Annotated in this window: 18 protein-coding genes and 2 other annotated features; all 18 genes read right to left on the minus strand. The window is 37.8% G+C overall.

From position 1 onward, the window contains the following. Positions 1–6 precede the first annotated feature (6 nt). A complete protein-coding gene (rpmI, locus tag BKO01S_RS06090) occupies positions 7–207 on the minus strand; it encodes a 50S ribosomal protein L35 (RefSeq protein WP_066050326.1) in 201 nt (66 codons plus the stop codon). A gap of 16 nt (positions 208–223) precedes the next feature. Further along, positions 224–727: a translation initiation factor IF-3 gene (gene infC / locus BKO01S_RS06095; protein WP_066050327.1), complete on the minus strand. Its 504-nt coding sequence runs from the start codon at positions 725–727 to the stop codon at positions 224–226. A gap of 80 nt (positions 728–807) precedes the next feature. Then, positions 808–936: a sequence feature (ribosomal protein L20 leader region), on the minus strand. A gap of 173 nt (positions 937–1,109) precedes the next feature. Next, positions 1,110–3,041: a threonine--tRNA ligase gene (gene thrS / locus BKO01S_RS06100; RefSeq protein ID WP_066050330.1), complete on the minus strand. Its 1,932-nt coding sequence runs from the start codon at positions 3,039–3,041 to the stop codon at positions 1,110–1,112. A 49-nt stretch (positions 3,042–3,090) separates the two neighbouring features. Continuing rightward, positions 3,091–3,330 (minus strand) — a binding site (T-box leader). 66 nt (positions 3,331–3,396) lie between these two features. Further along, positions 3,397–4,260 (minus strand): sporulation protein YtxC, encoded by an 864-nt coding sequence (gene ytxC, locus BKO01S_RS06105; RefSeq protein ID WP_066050333.1) that lies wholly within the window; start codon positions 4,258–4,260, stop codon positions 3,397–3,399. A gap of 147 nt (positions 4,261–4,407) precedes the next feature. Next, complete coding sequence (gene dnaI, locus BKO01S_RS06110) at positions 4,408–5,346, minus strand: primosomal protein DnaI (RefSeq protein WP_066050336.1); 939 nt, start codon at positions 5,344–5,346, stop codon at positions 4,408–4,410. Positions 5,347–5,357: 11 nt separating this feature from the next. Continuing rightward, positions 5,358–6,761 (minus strand): replication initiation and membrane attachment family protein, encoded by a 1,404-nt coding sequence (locus tag BKO01S_RS06115; RefSeq protein ID WP_066050340.1) that lies wholly within the window; start codon positions 6,759–6,761, stop codon positions 5,358–5,360. A 37-nt stretch (positions 6,762–6,798) separates the two neighbouring features. Continuing rightward, positions 6,799–7,254, minus strand: coding sequence for a transcriptional regulator NrdR (nrdR, locus tag BKO01S_RS06120; protein WP_066050343.1), 456 nt, complete (start codon positions 7,252–7,254; stop codon positions 6,799–6,801). Positions 7,255–7,333: 79 nt separating this feature from the next. After that, the gene (locus BKO01S_RS06125; protein ID WP_066050346.1) at positions 7,334–7,738 is read right to left on the minus strand and encodes a hypothetical protein; all 405 of its coding nucleotides are present in this window, start codon (positions 7,736–7,738) and stop codon (positions 7,334–7,336) included. 147 nt (positions 7,739–7,885) lie between these two features. After that, positions 7,886–8,266 (minus strand): adenosylmethionine decarboxylase, encoded by a 381-nt coding sequence (speD, locus tag BKO01S_RS06130; protein WP_066050350.1) that lies wholly within the window; start codon positions 8,264–8,266, stop codon positions 7,886–7,888. A 285-nt stretch (positions 8,267–8,551) separates the two neighbouring features. Then, a complete protein-coding gene (locus BKO01S_RS06135) occupies positions 8,552–9,595 on the minus strand; it encodes a glyceraldehyde-3-phosphate dehydrogenase (RefSeq protein WP_066050352.1) in 1,044 nt (347 codons plus the stop codon). Positions 9,596–9,711: 116 nt separating this feature from the next. After that, positions 9,712–10,317: a dephospho-CoA kinase gene (coaE, locus tag BKO01S_RS06140; RefSeq protein ID WP_066050594.1), complete on the minus strand. Its 606-nt coding sequence runs from the start codon at positions 10,315–10,317 to the stop codon at positions 9,712–9,714. Between the two features lie 53 nt (positions 10,318–10,370). Continuing rightward, a complete protein-coding gene (ytaF, locus tag BKO01S_RS06145; protein ID WP_066050355.1) occupies positions 10,371–11,009 on the minus strand; it encodes a sporulation membrane protein YtaF in 639 nt (212 codons plus the stop codon). Positions 11,010–11,074: 65 nt separating this feature from the next. Next, positions 11,075–11,902, minus strand: a complete 828-nt coding sequence (mutM, locus tag BKO01S_RS06150; protein WP_066050357.1) for a DNA-formamidopyrimidine glycosylase — start codon at positions 11,900–11,902, stop codon at positions 11,075–11,077. A gap of 21 nt (positions 11,903–11,923) precedes the next feature. After that, positions 11,924–14,557, minus strand: a complete 2,634-nt coding sequence (polA, locus tag BKO01S_RS06155; RefSeq protein WP_066050360.1) for a DNA polymerase I — start codon at positions 14,555–14,557, stop codon at positions 11,924–11,926. Positions 14,558–14,670: 113 nt separating this feature from the next. Further along, entirely contained in the window at positions 14,671–15,606 is a 936-nt protein-coding gene (gene hflC, locus BKO01S_RS06160) for a protease modulator HflC (protein WP_066050362.1), read from the minus strand. Further along, positions 15,599–16,564: an FtsH protease activity modulator HflK gene (gene hflK / locus BKO01S_RS06165; RefSeq protein WP_066050366.1), complete on the minus strand. Its 966-nt coding sequence runs from the start codon at positions 16,562–16,564 to the stop codon at positions 15,599–15,601. The genes hflC and hflK overlap by 8 nt, the downstream gene beginning before the upstream one ends. A 222-nt stretch (positions 16,565–16,786) precedes the next feature. After that, the gene (gene pnpS / locus BKO01S_RS06170) at positions 16,787–18,556 is read right to left on the minus strand and encodes a two-component system histidine kinase PnpS (RefSeq protein ID WP_066050368.1); all 1,770 of its coding nucleotides are present in this window, start codon (positions 18,554–18,556) and stop codon (positions 16,787–16,789) included. Next, positions 18,553–19,269, minus strand: a complete 717-nt coding sequence (locus BKO01S_RS06175; RefSeq protein WP_066050371.1) for a response regulator transcription factor — start codon at positions 19,267–19,269, stop codon at positions 18,553–18,555. Before BKO01S_RS06175 ends, pnpS begins: the two co-directional genes overlap by 4 nt. Positions 19,270–19,311: the final 42 nt, after the last annotated feature.

Raw genomic sequence — 19,311 nt, forward strand, 5'->3', positions numbered from 1 at the left:
TTGCAATTACTTAAGATTTACTAGTAAGTTACGGATGCGCTTGTAATCGCCTGAAGAAACTAGAGTTCCTTTACGAAGCTTACGCTTTTGCTTTGTAGATTTGTTAGCGAATAAATGGCTTCTGTAAGCATGTGAACGCTTCAGTTTACCAGATCCTGTTCTCTTGAAACGCTTTGCTGCGCCGCGGTGAGTTTTCATTTTTGGCATTAGGGATTCCTCCTCATTACTTGTCGTTTTTAGGTGCTAATGTCATGAACATGCTTCTGCCATCCATTTTCGGATGAGATTCCACTGTTGCTACTTCTTTACAAGCTTCTGCAAAGCGGACTAAAACACGTTGTCCGATCTCTTTATGTGTAATTGCACGACCTTTAAATCGAATCGATGCTTTTACTTTATCGCCTTTTTCCAAGAATTTAATCGCATTACGTAACTTTGTATTAAAGTCATGCTCATCAATGGTTGGGCTAAGTCGAACTTCTTTAGTAGTAATAATTTTTTGATTTTTACGTGCTTCTTTATCCTTTTTCTGCTGTTCAAACTTAAACTTACCATAGTCCATAATACGAGCTACTGGTGGTTTAGCGTTTGGAGCAACAAGAACAACGTCAAGATTTACACGTGTAGCAATCTCAAGTGCTTCGATTTTTGTTTTAATGCCTAGTTGTTCGCCATTTTGATCAATTAGACGTACTTCGCGGGCACGAATACCCTCGTTCAACAACATGTCTTTGCTAATAGCTGGACACCTCCAAGGTTTAATGCGAATACAACGTTTGGGTTAAGAAGAATTCATTTTCAATAAGAAAAATAAAAAAAGTGCGGATGAACACACCCACACTTTACGATACCCATACGGTAATAAGCCTTTTCGTAAAACCTGCCAACTGCCCTAGGCGTCAATCAGGTGAGAAGCGGGTGCTTCTTCTTTATCTCAAACTCGTATTCAATTTACCTAAGCAACTATATCACATTAAAATAGTCATGTCAACGAAACACTGTTTTATCACAACGAAATGAATTGTATCAAAAATATACGTTTGTGGCAATACCTTTTCAAAAAAATAAACATAAAGAGGATGATTACTCATCCTCCCACGCGAAAATATTTAGCGTTTCACTTCATTTTTCAAAGCTTCAATGAACGTTTCAAAGGAAACAACCTCTGATTTCTGCTCTCCATATTTTCGTACATTCACTGCCTTCTCTGCCACTTCATTGTCACCAACAACTAGCATGTAAGGAGTCTTTTGCATTTGTGCTTCACGAATCTTGTAACCAATCTTCTCATTACGATCATCGATTTCGACACGAATTCCTTCTGCCTGAAGAAGCTCTTGAACTTGCTTCGCGTAGTCAAAGTGTACATCAGGAGAAACAGGAATCACTTGAACCTGTACAGGTGCTAACCAAGTAGGAAAAGCTCCTTTGTATTCTTCGATTAAAAACGCAACAAAACGCTCCATCGTTGAAACGACTCCACGGTGAATAACTACAGGACGGTGCTGTTTTCCATCCTCGCCCACGTAGCTTAAATCAAAGCGTTCTGGTAATAAGAAGTCTAATTGGACAGTAGAAAGGGTTTCTTCCTTTCCAAGAGCTGTCTTCACCTGAACATCGAGTTTCGGACCATAAAAAGCCGCTTCACCCTCTGCTTCAAAATAATTTAACCCTAGGTCATCCATTGCTTCTTTTAACATGCTTTGAGCCTTTTCCCACATTTGATCATCATCAAAATACTTTTCTTTATCTTCAGGATCTCGGTAAGATAGGCGGAACGAGTAGTCATTGATGTTAAAATCCTTGTATACTTCGAGCACCAAACCTACCACTCGTTTAAACTCATCCTTAATTTGATCTGGACGAACGAAGATATGTGCATCGTTTAACGTCATCCCACGCACACGTTGAAGGCCAGATAATGCCCCAGACATCTCGTAGCGGTGCATAGTTCCAAGCTCGGCAATACGAATAGGAAGCTCACGATAACTATGAATACCGTGCTTATAAATCATCATATGGTGCGGACAATTCATCGGACGAAGAACCAGCTGCTCATTGTCCATCTCCATAACCGGGAACATGTCTTCTTGATAGTGATCCCAATGTCCTGATGTTTTATATAAATCAACACTTCCCATCACCGGAGTGTACACATGGTCATAACCAAGGCGCGACTCTTTATCAACGATGTATCTCTCGATAATACGACGTATTGTAGCACCCTTTGGTAACCACATCGGAAGACCTTGTCCTACTTTTTGAGAGTTCATAAATAAGTTTAATTCTTTACCAATCTTCCTATGGTCACGCTCTTTTGCTTCTTCAAGAAGACGCAAATGCTCTGCCAAGTCTTCTTTCTTAAAGAAAGCCGTTCCGTAAATACGCTGAAGCATCTTGTTATCGCTATCACCTCTCCAGTAAGCACCAGCAATACTAAGAAGCTTAACTTCCTTTAATTTTCCTGTTGATGGAACATGTACCCCGCGACATAAGTCAAAGAAGTCACCTTGTTCATAGAGAGTGACTGTTTCTCCAGCAGGAATAGCTTCAATCAACTCGAGCTTGTATTCATCGCCAATCTCTTTGTAAAGTTCAATCGCCTCTTCACGACTTACCTCCTTACGAACGATTTCGATGTTTTCATTAATAATTTTTTTCATTTCTTTTTCAATTAGCGGGAGATCCTCTGGTGTTAATGATTCCTCAATGTCTACATCGTAGTAGAATCCACCTTCAATTACTGGACCAACGCCAAGCTTAACATTTTTGTAAAGGCGCTTAATCGCTTGTGCCATTAAGTGGGCACTACTATGTCTAAGGATTTCAAGTGCTTCTGCGCTATCCTGAGTGACAATTTCAATTGCTCCATCTTGCTCAATCGGACGTTTAAGATCATACAATTGGCCATCTACTTTTCCAGCCAATGCCTTCTTTTTAAGCCCTGGGCTAATGGAGGCAGCAACATCTTCTGTTGTTGCTCCAAACGGAAACTCCTTTACTGCTCCGTCAGGGAACGTTAGATTTACAACATTTGACATAACTATTTCCTCCTAAAATGTAAAATTAAATAAAAAAACTCATCCCTCGGAAAGGGACGAGTTTATTAACAACACGTGGTTCCACCCTAATTTTCACTTTGACGAATCATCAAAATGACTTTAGATAAATAGATAACGGACTTTTCCCGTCAGCCCATACTTAAATAAATTGTTCAAGGCTGATGTTTAGAGGTGGTAAGCTATTCAATCGTGTTAGGAAGTTTCCAGCCAAGCCTTCCCTCTCTGATAACCGTATACAAAACGCTCATATCCTCATCATAACATTTATATCATATAGTTGTACCTTATTATGTACGTATTATAGTTTGTTCATTAGAGAAAAGCAAGTATCTATCTAGAAATTCTCATCAGCGGCGAGGGCAAAATTCCTTTTACGATCATGAAATAAGTTCATTGCTGATACAACGACTCTTTCCTCAAAAAGATTACAGATGGTTCGAACCAATGGCTGTTCCGGCTCATCAGTGTATAAATATATCTTTTTGGGGGCAATTGAAAGTAATGGAGCAATCGTTACACTATCAATGTAGACTGGGTGATTAGAAAGAAGTTTTCGATCAATAAGCTGGAGGATTTCCTTTCTCCTTAACTCATAGAATTCCTCATCAAAAAATGTAATGGAATCAGAGACAATTAAATGGATCACCTTTTTGATTGTGCTCCTTCCAGCTAAAAAATCTCTGAGTGTATGGACAAAGATTTGATAATCTTGTTCAAGCTTATACTCATCAATCGCAACCTCTACTACCCTCTCTATGAGAGAGGTAATGGACCGCAGTCGAAAACGAAGAAAAGAGTCAAACGAGAAAGACAAACGCTGGGAGAGCAATTCATTGATAGCTGACTCCACCAGGTTGTTTAGCTCATTCACGTCAACAAACGATAGTAGCTCCCTCCTGTTTCCGTCTACAATCGAAGTAATAATATCTAATATTTGCTCCTGTTCATGTTCGTCCTCATAACAAAAATGCTTCTTTAAAATTTCTCGAGACCAATCTATGAATTTGATTTCCTGAATAAACTGTCCAAATGCTTTTTTCACAACCACATCTTCAAGTTTTGCATCGCATTTTACTATATGTTTATCTTCGATAAGAAGAGTATCATGATTCAAATGGAGTGAGGACTGTGCGTGTTTCCTTAGCAATTGGTGAAATCTTTTCGCATCCTCTTTATTTTGGAAAATGATCTCAATCAACCAAATCCCCCCTTTTTATGAAATCAACGCTCCGAAAGGTCCATGCATGCATGTGACTTTCCACAGTCTCTGCTTTCATGTATATGGGGAACTTGGTCAAAATAGAATAAGAGCCCGTGGACTTTTTCCACAGGCTCTTATTTTCACTTATTTTCTTCTATTTGGTCCATCCACTTGGACCGGGGTCGCTAGATATCTTATCCTCTCTAGAAGCCTTCTTGCCTTCATCTTCTCTTCTTCTCCACGTTGACTATAGGTTAAATGTACTTCTAACCCGTCAAAGTCAAAATTAGAGGTAAAGAAAGTAGGGAGGTTTTCAAGCATACGGAATTGGAGAATCGTTCCCAACACTTCATCCCTTGCCCAGCTTGACATCGTCTCTGCACCTATATCATCAATCATTAAAACCGGTACTCTCTTCACTTTTTCAATTTTTTCATTCAGTGTAGAATTACCGATGGAGCTCTTTAATTCTCTGATCAGTTCTGGAAAATAGACAATCATAGAAGAGACTTTTTTCTTTGCAAGATCATTTGCAATCGCTCCAAGTAAATAAGATTTTCCGACACCGAATTTCCCATACAAATATAGTCCCTTTTGCATTGTATCGGGATGATAATTAAGGATGAAATCAGCAGCTAGATCAATTGCTTCTAACCTTCCTGCATAATCCCCCTCAGTGTCTATGTCGGAAAAACTAGCCTTCAAAATTTCTTTTGGCATATACATACTTTGAATGAGTTTTTCACTTTTCCTTCTTTCATCCGCCATAACCTTTCTTGGACAACGGTCATAATGAATCTCTATGCTTCCACGTACAAGAACTAATTCCGGCTGATAGCCTTGCATAATATTTTTACAACTCTCAAGACTTGGACACTCCGTACATTCCGTACATTGTGTTGAGTACTCATAGAGCTTGGCCAAATTTCGCTCAATCATTTGGCTCGTAAGGATGTCACTGTGCTTCGCAATAAATTCTCGGATATCCGGATGTTGCATCACTTGTCTTTTTTGTCGTTCGTACCGCTCCTGAAAGCTTGGGCTAGCTGCAAGTTTTTTTAATGTTTCGTTGATGGGTTCCAAACACTCACCTCCTAGCTTTTAAACCTTTTTAATTTCTCCTGTAAAGCACGTTTTTTCTCTTCCATCTCTTTATTGTCTGAGGACTTCTGATTCGTATGCTCCTCATTTTTATCAAACCATTCCGGTAGGCTTTCTGTTCGGATTGCCTTTTTTCTGGCATTAGGCTTTCCTGTTTGGGTATTCGTTTGCTTCCCTTCTGCCCAGTCTAAGTATTGTCGATGTTCTTTTTTGGCAAGATCCATTGCTTCGGATACCGTTTGAACCTTTTTGCGGGCCCAATGAGAAGCAATTTTATCAACATAAGCCTTCGTTAACTTCATATCTGTTTTTAACAATACGTACTGAATGAGGACGTTCACAACGCCTGGGAGAAGCTTTTGTTGAAACATAACATCTTCAACAATTTGCAAATCACTTTTCGCAGGTTCTCCCCCACCAGATATATCAATTAATAATTGTCGAGGGGATGTTTTTTCAAGGTAGTGAACTAATTTTTCTTCTTGAGTTTTGGGTTCCTCCACCTTTGTCACATGTGGAAGTGGTTGTATTTTATCTATTAATAATGGGAGTTGGTCAGAATAGTTGAGCTGATACCAATCTCTAGCGGATTTTCTAAGATCATCAATTTGGATTTCATTTGATTCATCCACCGCACTAATCACAATATTTTTCATTTGGATTGGATCAATCCCATAGAGGAAGGAAAGTTTTGCTATTGCTTCTCGCACCTTTTTGTTGATAGCACGCTTAGGAACTAGCACTTCTGATAGACCTGCAAGAAGCAAGTCAAAATCAAAATGTTCTTCATCAACCTTTATGGTCTCCGAAGTTGCTCGATCAAGGTAAACACGTTGTTCTTCAAGTCTAAGGTCTTCTACCATATGCGATGAAGGGCTACCTGGAACAGCAGAATCAAATACTTCTTGAAAAGATCTGGTTACATTCTCATACCCTTTTTCTTTATCCAAGAAATGTTCATCACTAAAAAATCTCTTTAATTTCAAGAATTGATTTTTTCCTACTTTTCGATACAAATATACATTTAGCATTCCATCTAGAAAAAATTGACTAGGTGTAATAGGCGGCTTTATTTCATAGACAAATGATCGAAGCCCTTCCTCCGTCCGCACATACGTCGAGAGAAGGCCAATTCCTTCTAATTTTAGACGGGCGTCGTAAATTTGTTTTAAATTACTATCCATTACATTCATAAGCGCATGATGTGAACTACCATCCGCCATTAAGCGATTCTCATCTATTTGTGCCCAAAGGGTCATATAGAGACTATACGCTATTGGTCCAATCAATGGCTGATATAAAAGAGTCAACACCTTCCGATCATACTCATATAACAAACCATTTGAGGTCACCTCATAGCGATCCACTGGTAGCATTTCCTGCCAATGCTGAGCCATAGGCTTCATTTCCTCTCTTTAAAAACAAGCTTTCCTGCTATTCCTTTTTTATTAGTTCCTTCAGTTCTTCGATAAATACATTAATATCTTTAAATTGTCTATATACGGAGGCAAATCGTACGTACGCAACCTCGTCTAATTTTGCTAAACGATCCATGACCATTTCTCCAACTGCTTCACTTTTTATTTCTGAAACTCCATGACTGCGAAGCTCTTTTTCAATATCAGAAGTTATTTTTTCTAATTCAGACAAAGCAACAGGTCTTTTTTCACAAGCTTTAATAAGACCACGTAGAATCTTATCACGACTAAACTCTTCTCTTGTCCCTTCCTTTTTTACGACAATCAAAGGAATTTCCTCTACCTTTTCAAAGGTTGTAAAACGAAAGGAACATTTCTCACACTCTCTTCTTCTGCGAATGGATCTATTTTCATCGACAGGTCTTGAATCGAGAACACGAGTATGATTATTTTGACATGCAGGACATTTCATAACATCAACTCCGAAACAGTATGGATTCTTCTGAATCTAACACTATCTTATTAAAACTTTATTTGTAGTACAAGTAATTCTATTCTCCAGCGTGTTTTCCAACACCTATATACGTATGCTTCTTATCAAGCTCTTGGTAGATACGAATAATTTCAGCTTTTAAACTTGGGAAGGCTCCCATCAGCACTGTTTGTTCGGTTGAAACATTTATATCTACAGCAGTTTCATAAGGCTTAACAGTTATAATTGTAATAATAGCGAACATTTTTTTTCCACGATTTATTTCAACTGCAATCTCTCCGTGATCAATTGATTCACTTACCAATTTTGCATGCTGATCATTTTCAATGATTTCCTTGACGGATTGAAACAAAGATTGAAGATTCACACGGTAATATCTTGTTTTAAGCTCTTCATCCACATGATTTTCTTTTGTTTCACATTGCCTATTAAATTGTCTAATGATATTTTTTACAAATGACATATTTATTCCTCCAAACAGAAAGATGTATGTACATTTATTTTACACCTAAAAGGACTACCTATGTTAATGTTTCATTTTTAAAAGAGAAATTAAAAAGAGGTGTATGATATACACCTCTCGAATTTCATTAAGTTTAGTAAGCTACGATTATAGTACTTTCGCTTTTGCTTGTTTAACTTGAACAGGACCCATTCCACGAGGAATTTCGATGTTCTCACGAGTTTGAGCACCTAATGCTTCAGCGATATAGTCTGCAGCGATATTAGGATCCATGTCTCCACAAGTATACACATCAATACTAGCATAGCCATGTTCAGGAAAGCTGTGAATAGTTAAATGTGATTCAGAGATAATAACAACTCCACTCACACCTTGTGGTGCAAATTTATGAAAAGCAACCTCGCGAATTTCAGCACCAGACTTTAATGCTGCATCAGCAAAAATTTGCTCAATTTGCTCCAAATCATTTAATTTTTCAAAATCACAACCCCATAACTCAGAAATAACGTGACGACCCATAGTTTCCATATTCAAATTTCCCCCTTTAACCATTTTTACTACAGTAACTGAATTTCCCTAATTTTTTGGATTATAACTACCACGGGGGAAAGTTAGTCCAAAGAGGTCCTAACCCTTTAAGTAGATATAGATTCCAAATTTCAAGAAGTTCACGATGACTAGTATACTTTGTTTGTTTTTTTTTTGCAATAATGTATTTAAAAAAAGATGAAACAAATTAGAGAAAAGTAAAATCTCTTCATAAATTTCAAACAAAAAATCAGTCTTCTGAGGATTTCTCAGAAGACTGATTACTTACATGGAGCTTACTTGTTTAATATTTTCTGATACTAAAGAAAGCTGCTCAGCCACATGTTTCGTTAGATCAACGACACGACAAGAATAACCCCACTCATTATCGTACCATGCAAGAACCTTTACCTTGTTTGCACCTATAACCATTGTTGACAACCCATCAATAATAGCAGAGTGCTCATTCGTATTAAAGTCAACCGATACTAGTGGCTCTTCTGTAATGGCGAGTATCCCCTTTAATTCTTCTTTAGAGGCTGCGTCAAAAACATCATTTACTTCATCTATGGTTACTTCACGTTTTAAATCTACAACCAAGTCGACTAATGAAACATTGGTTGTTGGAACTCTTAATGACATTCCATGTAGCTTCCCTTTCATTTTGGGAATGACTAGTGAAAGAGCCTTAGCTGCACCGGTGCTTGTCGGAATAATTGATTGCCCACAAGCTCTAGCCCTTCTAAGGTCCTTATGCGGATTATCAATGTTTTTTTGATCGTTTGTGTACGCGTGTACGGTAGTCATTAAACCATTGATAATACCAAACTTATCTTCAAGGACCCTTACAACAGGAGCTAAACAATTGGTTGTACAAGAAGCATTTGAAATAATATCATGCTCATATATATTTAATTGGTCCTCATTTACACCCATTACGATTGTTATATCTTCCCCTTTACCTGGCGCTGTTAGGATAACCTTCTTTGCACCCGCTTTTAAGTGAAGACTTGCCTTCTCTCTTGCGTTGAATTTACCAGTTGCCTCAATAACAATATCAATCTTAAGTGAATTCCATGGAAGCTCTTCGGGGTTACGATGATTAATTAGTTTCACCCTTTTTCCATTCACCAATAAGGAATCATGGTCAGGCACAACGTCACCATCAAACTTCCCATGATTTGTGTCATACTTTATTAAATGGGCTAATGTTTCCGCAGGATAACTAGCATTAATGGCTACTATTTCAAGTGAATCATCACAAATTGCCTTTCTAAAAACCATTCTTCCTATTCTTCCAAACCCATTAATCGCTACTCTCGCCTTCATGTTACGGCTCCCTTCAAAAGTGTTATACTTTATTTCGGTAATTTAACAATAGTATAACATATTAACCATGAATTGTGGTGATAAAAAAACCTAATTTCATCAAAAAAACCATCACGTTATTTTGTGATGGTTTTCCATTCAGTAATAAGCTCATTAAGTTGCTTTTTCGTTTCCTCAATCGTTCCATTATTATTAATCACTATATCCGCAAGCTTCCGTTTTTCAGAAATTGGCATTTGGGATTGTATTCGGGCAAGAGCTTCCTTCTTCGTTAACTGATTTCTATTTATCAAGCGCTGGAGTTGAACATCATTCTCTACATATACAAGAAGGACTACATCAACCATTTGCTTTAATCCGCTTTCAAAAAGAAGCGGAATGTCCAACACAACTATCCTTTCTCTCCGTAAAATAGCTGATTCTTTCTTATCATTCATCCTTCTCCGTACGTCTGGATGAACAATCTCATTTAATATTTGTCTTTTCTTACTGTCATGAAAAATAATTTCACCTAACTTAGAGCGGTTAATGGTTCGATCATCATTCAGTATACCTTCACCAAAGTATGTAACAATTTGATTGTATGCTACTTCACCTACCTCTACCGCCTTCCTTGCCTCTATGTCTGCGTCAATGACCTCTATTCCCATTTCCTTAAACATATCTGCCACTGTACTTTTCCCACTAGCAATTCCACCCGTTAATCCAATAACTAAGGTCATATTCACCCCTCCGTTTAGTGTAAAAGCCTCCATTAGAGGAGGCTTTGGTTTTTTCATATTTTCCATATTCCAATAATAATTAACAATACCCCTGGTAAAAAAGCAAACCGCTGAAGCCAGCTATTTTCTGAAAAATGTTTCCCAAGCTGCAACCCGACATAAATAAAGAGAAAACACATAACTGCGACTGCGGTCCCCAATAAAGTTGGAGAAAAGTCTAACATCGCAGCTCCAATCCCAGCTCCAAAAGCGTCTAAAGATAACGCTAATCCAAGCATATATGCTTCAATACCATTAATCGTACCCGATTGATCAAAGTCTGCTGACATCGGCTTTCGTAATATTTGAATGACAATCCCAAGAGACTTTATCTCAAAATCAATGATTGTTTTTGGGTAGGGAAGCATATTGGAAGAGGATTTCTCTGATCGAAAAAACTGAGCCAGCACCCAAGCCCCTAATAAAATGAGTATGACTCCCCCAATACTCTCAGCAATATCAGGTGATAAGATTGACTCAATGAAATGACCGATAATCATCCCTACAGTGAGTGTTCCTGCAGAACACAAAGAAATGACCGCGATTGACTTAAAAGGAATTCGCATTTTCCTAAGACCGTATGTGAAACCTACACTAAAACTGTCAATGCTAACTGCTAATGCGAGTAGTAATAATGGAACAGATAGTACCATTGGAAAGACTCCTTCCTAACAAAAAGCTAGGATAGTATATGATAGGAGCCTATCCAAGGTTCAATCTACTTCTTCTTTTGACATGTTGGACAAAATACTGTTCCTCTTCCACCTACAACAATCTTTTCTAAAGGAGTTCCACACACCTTGCAGTCTTCACCTTTCCTGCCGTAAACAAATAGTTCTAGTTGAAACATCCCCATTTGTCCTTGGGAATTCACATAAGATCGGACCGTACTTCCACCCTTATCGACTGCTTCTCTTAACGTTTCCTTTATTTGTTCATAAAGGATGCTCCACTCTTTTTTCTTCAGTGAACTTGCAATTCTCTCAGGATGTATTCTTGATCGGAAGAGGGCTTCATCTACATAAATATTGCCAAGGCCAACGACAACCGTTTGATCAAGCAAGGCTGTTTTTATAGACCTTTGGGTTTTTGATAACCTATTTTGTAAATACAATGCCGTAAAATCCGAATCAAATGGTTCAGGTCCGAGAGTTGATAATGGAGGCTGGTTAAACTCTTTCCCTTTTTCAAATAAATGCATCGTCCCAAATTTACGTACATCTTTGTAGCGTAGCTCTGTCCCGTCGGTAAATGTAAAAATCACATGAGTATGAAGAGCTACTGGTTCCTCCACCTCAAAATGAGCATACCTACCTTCCATTCGCAAATGAGATATTAAAGCATATTTTTCGGTATATAAGATAAGAAATTTCCCTCTTCGACCCAACTGAATAAATCTTTCGCCAATTAAGGCGTCACCAAACTGATCTACATCAGGATGTTTAATCATTTTTGGCCAAAGAACGGTTACTTCTTTTATTTCTTTATCTAAAATGAGCATTTCTAGTGTTCGTCGAACTGTCTCGACTTCTGGAAGTTCTGGCAATATTATACCTCCCTACTGCCCTTATTTTGCATCAAACCAAGTCGGACCGTAGGAATAGTCGACCTTAAGTGGTACCTTCAGCTCCACTGTATGTTCCATTACGTCAGGTACAATTTCCTTCAGTCGCTCGATTTCTTCTTCAGGTGCTTCAAATATTAGTTCATCGTGTACAGATAGCAGCAATCTTGTTTTTAGCTTTTCCTTTTCAAGTCTTTCTGCCATATCAATCATCGCTTTTTTAATAATATCTGCTGCACTTCCTTGTATAGGCGTATTCATCGCCGTTCGTTCCGCAAAGCTACGAAGGTTGAAGTTCCTGCTTGTTATTTCTGGAATATATCTTCTGCGATGAAGAAGGGTTGAAACGTATCCCTTTTGTTTTGCATCTTTTACAATGTCATCCATATACTCCTTAACACCAGGATAGCTTTCTAAGTACCTCTCAATAAAGCTGCCTGCTTCTTTTCTAGAAATATTTAAACTTTGAGACAAACCATAATCACTAATACCATATACAATTCCAAAATTCACTGCTTTTGCATGGCGTCTCATATTTGAAGTAACTTCTTCCTTAGATACATGAAAAACATCCATCGCTGTTTTTGTATGAATATCAAGTCCTTCTTTAAATGCATCAATTAACTTTTCATCATTTGCTATATGTGCCAATACACGTAATTCAATTTGTGAATAATCGGCTGCAAAGATGATCCAACCTTTCTCAGATGGAATAAAAGCTTGACGAATTTTCCTTCCCTCTTCTAATCGAATAGGAATGTTTTGCAAGTTAGGATCTGTTGAGCTTAGTCTTCCTGTTTGTGTTAAAGCCTGATTAAACCTTGTATGCACTTTATTCGTCGCAGGATTAATCACTTTAAGTAATCCTTCAATATATGTGGACTGAAGCTTTCCAAGTTGACGGTAATTTAGAATTTCTCTAATAATTTCATGCTCATCTTCAAGCTTCTCCAAAATATCTGCAGAAGTTGAATAACCTGTTTTTGTTTTTTTTGCAACTGGCAGCTGTAGTTTTTCAAAAAGAATCACACCTAACTGCTTTGGTGAATTTATATTAAAGCTCTCTCCTGCTAGCTCATAAATACGAGTTTCAATCGTCCTTAATTTATTGGTAATGGACTCCCCCATGGCATGAAGCCGGTCAAGGTCAATCTTAACGCCACACGATTCCATATCAGCTAATATTAATGATAAAGGAAGCTCTAAATCATAATAAAGCTCAAATTGTTCATTTGCTTTTAATTCCTGTTCAAGCTTGTCTCGTAAATCCTGTAACACAAGCCCTTTTCGAACAAGATGTTCTCCAAGCTGTTCCGGTTCAGGAACCTTTCTCTTAGCCCCTTTACCGTAAAAGGCCTCATCCGAACTAATACTTGTAAAACCATAGCGCTTTGCAGTCGTTGAGATATCGTCCACTGACTCAGCGGGGTTCATTATATAAGATGCTAATAGTAAGTCAAATTCAATCCCCTTTAGATGGATGTTAAGATGGCGCAGTGATACCTCTGTTCTCTTTGCGTCGTAAACAATTTTCTTATATGCTTCATTTTCAGCCCAAGCTTTAAATACAGATGATTCCTTTGCTACATCGGTTGGAATATAGAAGTTCCCGTTTTCATTCACTAAAGAAATACCTACAATGTCAGCGTAATGATAATTGTCATCTAACACTTCAACATATAAAGCATTCTCCGTTGTAAAAAGTTCTTCCGTTACTTCATTAACAGTCGTGTATTCTACACTTTCCAAAGGTTCTTCTACAGAATCCCCTTCGTTATCGCCTAATTTATCTAGCAGTGAGTTAAAACCTAACTCTTTAAATAACTGGACAACCTTCTCACGGTCAAACTCGTCATATTCGAATTCATCAAGCTGTACCGTTACTGGGGCTTCTCTTGTAATTGTCGCAAGCTCTTTACTCATGATTGCTTGGTCCTTGAATTCCTCAAGCTTCTCTTTCAGTTTTTTCCCACTCACTTGATCAATCGACTCAAGCAGTTTTTCAAGCGTTTCAAACTCTGCAAGTAGCTTGATGGCTGTTTTCTCTCCAACTCCTGGAACGCCAGGAATATTATCAGAAGTGTCTCCCATCAACCCTTTCATATCGATGATTTGCTCTGGTCTTAAACCATATTTTTCTTTGATATGCTCTGGGGTATATTCCTCAATTTCAGTAATCCCTTTTTTCGTGATGGCAACCGTTGTTTTTTCAGAGCTTAATTGAGTTAAATCCTTATCTCCAGAAATGACCTTTACTTCATACCCATCTTCTTCCGCTTTCTTCGACAAGGTACCTATAATATCATCCGCTTCATAGTTTTCCAGCTCATACCTTTTGATTCGGTAGGCGTCCAAAACTTCTCGAATAAATGGAAATTGTTCGGATAACTCAGATGGCGTCTTTTGACGTCCTCCCTTATACTCACTAAATGTCTTATGACGGAAGGTTGTTTTCCCCGCATCAAACGCAACCATAATATGTGTCGGCTTCTCATCCTCTAGTATCCGCAAGAGCATCATGGTAAATCCATAAACGGCATTCGTATGAACACCTTTATCATTGTTTAGCAATGGCAAAGCAAAAAACGCCCGGTAGGCAATACTATTTCCATCAATTAATACGAGTTTCTTTTTCAAAGGAAACCTCCCTTTCTAACTAAAGCTTGTCTTATGTAATATGTAAAAAAGCCGTGTTTTCCTTCTTTATTCTACCATGATGATGATAGTAAAGGAAAACACCGGCCTCATATTTACTCCGTATATCCCATAAGCAAACGGGCATATGGTGAATCAGATGGTAGAACGATAACTGTCTCACCGTTAATGGTCTTTTTATACGATTCTAATGTTCTAAATAATTGATAGAAGCTTGGGTCTTTAGAGAAAGCTTCATTATACACCTTTGCGGCTTGAGCTTCTCCCTCTGCACGAATCGTTTCAGCATCCGCTTGCGCCTTCGCTAGTGTTTCTTTTACCTGGCGATCAGTATCTGCTACGATAATATTTTTCTCCGCATCGCCCTTGGATAAATACTCCTGTGCCTTTGATTCACGTTCTGAGATCATCCGAGTGAACACCGACTGTTCGTTTTCCTTTGGTAAATCTGTTCTTTTCATTCGAACATCTGTTACAACAATTCCATAATTATCTTTTGAAAGAAGTTCGTTAACCTTTTCTGTGATCTTATCATTTAAAGAGCCTCTAGTAGATGCCTCATCATTAATAATTTCATCGTAGTTTAACTTTCCTAGCTCTGATCGAACGACCGAGTAAATAAACTCCTCCATTCTACCTTCAGCATTTTCAACTGTTCTCGCATTTGAAATCATTTTTTTAGGATCTTCAATCTTCCAAACAGCATAGTTATCAATTAACATACGCTTCTTATCCTTTGTATTGATTTCAGCTTCATTTACATCATAGGTCATTTGATATTTTGGTAGAGTTGACACACTTTGAACGAACGGAACTTTATAGCTTAGCCCTGGTGAACTCTCAATTCGAACAACTTCTCCAAATTGCCGAACAACACGGAACTCGCCTTCCTTGACGATAAATAAATTGGTTAGAGCTATCCCAATTAAAAGGATGATTAACAGAACAATCAATCCGAACTTTGTATAATTTCGCCATTTAAAACCATCTCCAGAACGTTCCTTCATATCTATTACATTTCCATCATTCATTCGTTCCACTCCCCTCTTTCACGGTCTTCGTTTCTTCTTTCTCAAGAGGTCTAATAGGGAAATACTTTAATGTGTCTCCATTATCATTCATGATATAAATTTCTGATCCAGGTAACACTTCCTCTAGGGTCTCTAACACTAGTCTTTGTCTTGTTACTTCAGGATTATTTTTGTATTCATCATACAACTTGTTGAATACTGCTACATCCCCTCTAGCAATCTCAATTCTTGCTGATTGGTCCCCCTGGGCTCTAGAAATAAGGGCCGCCTTTTCCCCTTCTGCTTCATTGATTTTCTGATTTTGGTACTTCTTTGCCTCGTTAATTTTTGTATTCATCGTTTCACGAGCATCCGTTACATTGGTAAATGCCTTTCGTACTTCCTCATTTGGTAGCTCCACATCCTGTAGCTTTACTGCCATGATAGTAATTCCAATATCATATTTATCCATTAACGATGACAGCAGGTCTCTGACACTTGCTTCTATTTCTGCCTTACCAGAAGTAAGGGCATCATCAATTTTGGAGCTTCCTATAATACTACGAAGAGATGCTGAAGTTGCATCACGAAGAATTTCTTCTGGACTATCCGCATTATATAAGTATTTTGATGGAGTCGTAATCTTCCATTGAACAACAAGGTCTGCTAGAACGATGTTTTCATCTCCGGTAATCATTTTTGTTTCATTGTCGAACTCAACAATTTCTCCATCTTTTTCTTTATATCCAAACTGTAAGCTAAACGTTTCCTTTGAAAGCTTTTCTACACTTTGAATCGGCCACGGCATTTTAAAATGCAAACCAGGTTCTGTTATTCCCTCTTCTACCTTCCCAAATGTTAATATGACAGCCTGCTCTGATTCATCTACTGTATACCAAGTCGTAAATACAACAAAACTTAATACTATAATTAAAAGTATTAGACCTACTAGTGAATAAATTCTTTTTAAACTAAGCAACACCTTCACCTCTTTCTTTTTAATAAGAACCGTCAATTGATATACGAATGTACATGAAAAAAGTTTCAATAAAAAAGAAAAGGTGAAAGCGGGGTTAGCTTTCACCTTTTCTTTAGGTCCTTGGATGAAGGGGTTTTCCCTTATGATATTACAGAACATTTATTAAGGAAAAATGTAGCAAATGTAAATGTACTGTAAAACTTGTATCCAGGTACCCATTAGTTACTTAGGAATTTCTTTTAATAATTCAATGATAAACGTTGTACCTCTTCCAACTTTACTTTCTACTCGGATGTTCCCTTTATGTGCCTCAATCAAATGCTTTACAATAGCTAAACCAAGACCCGTTCCACCAGAGTTTCTACTTCTCGCACGATCCACCCGATAAAAGCGTTCAAATATTCGCGGAATTTCCTTTCGCTCGATTCCAATACCCGTGTCTACCACGTTGATTCTTATCTTGCTGGTCCTCTCACGAACTTCCACCCTTACCAAACCACCCTCTGGAGTGTAAGAAATCGCATTTGTTATTAAATTAATGAACACCTGTTTTAATCTGTATACGTCACCTTCGATATAGATTCCATCATCTTCGGCTTCAAACTGAAGGTCAATATTCTTTTCACTAGCCTTACCTGCTAATATTGGGAGTACCTCATTTAGCACATCAACAATATTTATTTTTTGAATAGAGAGCTGAAAACCTTGCTTTTCCATTTTAGACAGATCTAATAAATCTTGTATTAATGTTTGAAGACGATCGCTTTCCTTCAGGATTATATTTAGAAATGCCTCTAACGTTTGCTTGTCCTCCATCGCACCATCCAGCAGAGTCTCTGAAAACCCCTTAATTGAAGTAATAGGTGTCTTTAGCTCATGCGATACATTTGCAACGAAATCCTTACGCATTTGTTCCAGCTTCTTAATCTCGGTAATATCATGGAATACTAATAATATCCCTTTCCAAACATCATTCAGCCCAATGATTGGGACCCCATAGACTTCAAAGTGTCTTCTTTCAATTCCGACAGGTACAATCAGTTGTTTTCTAATTTTCTGCTCAGTCATAAAAATTTCTTCTATCAGATCACAGATATCTTTTTGATCAATCACTTCGTAGTATAGCTTATCTAAATACTCATTTGATTCAACTTTAAAAATTTCTTTATACGTACGATTGACCAAATTAATATAGCCTCGGCTGTCAATTAAAATAAGTCCACTTCCCATATTCTCAATCAACGTTCCTAAGCGATCCTGTTGAATTTCCTTTGACTTCATAAGCTCCTGTAAGTTTCTGGCCAAAACATTAATTGAGCTACTTAGCATCCCTGTTTCATCAGCATGATCCTCATACGTTCTTGCACGATAATTCCCTTTAGCAAGCTCGATAGCCACATTTGTAGCAGATTCTATCGGCTTTGTATACATGGTCGTGATTTTATAACCCAATAAAATAATGACAAATAGAGCGATCCCAAGTGAAACCGTTAATATCCACCATATCTGTTCATAGGCCTTTTTAATCTCGGTTAATTTCGTACTTAATACAATGATGCCTTCAACTTCACCATTAACCTCTATACGATCCCAATAGTAGTGGAGATTATACCCTCCACCTACTTCAATAGTTTCATCGTCTTTTTCTAAATAATTATCGAAGATAGACTTGAGTACACTTTCATGCCTTTTATTACTCGTATTCTCAAGTGCGCCACTATCATAAACGACATTCCCCGTTTTATCTAGTATTGTAATTCGCGAGCTTAGCATATCAGTAAAATTGCTAATCTTATCTGTAGAGATATGACCTATGCCGTTAGTATCTTCAATATAAGTAGAGACTAGTTTTGTTTCCTGCTTCATTCTTCCATCAAAGGAATCAATATAATATCCTTTAAATAATTGTCCTAACAAAAGGCCTAATCCAATAAGAACAATGAAAATAAGCATAATTAGGGCAAACAAAAGTCTCGTTCGAAATTTGATCATTCTCCCTTAGGCTCCTCCATCTTATAGCCCAAGCCTCGAATCGTTTTTATATAGACCGGTTTTTTCGTATTATGTTCAATCTTCTCTCTTAAATGACTAATGTGAACATCAACGATTCGCGTGTCTCCTGCAAAATCATAGTTCCATACCGCACTAAGTAGCTGATCTCTTGTAAGAACTCTTCCTTTATGTTTCGCTAAATAGAGTAATAATTCGAATTCCTTTGGAGTAAGTTCAAGTAGTACCTCTCCGGAATACGCCTCATACTGCTCAGGGTAAATTTTCAGTTCAGCCACCTGAAGCAAATCTTTATCCTCTTCTTGGACTGCTACTGCTTCTGGTTGCACTTGGGTTCTTCTAAGAATTGCTTTGACTCTAGCTACGACTTCTCTTGGACTAAACGGCTTTGTCATATAATCATCCGCACCCAGTTCAAGCCCAAGGACTTTATCAAACTCATCGTCTTTTGCAGTCAACATAAGAATAGGAGTTAAGACTTTTTGTTGACGAAGCTGCTTACAAACCTCAATCCCATCAAGCTTCGGAAGCATCAAATCCAAAATGATCAAATCTAGCTCCTGTTCCATAGCTATATTTCGTCCTTCTTCCCCATCCGAGGCAGTTAAAACCTCATATCCAGCCTGTTGTAAATTGTACTGCAGGAGCGTTACAATTGACTGCTCATCATCGACTACAAGCACTCTTTTTTCCATAAAAGCCTCCACATTCACTTATTACCCCATCATCCACATCCA

Origin of the sequence: Robertmurraya korlensis NBRC 107688 (assembly GCF_001591645.1) — a bacterium.
GTDB lineage: Bacteria > Bacillota > Bacilli > Bacillales > Cytobacillaceae > Robertmurraya_A.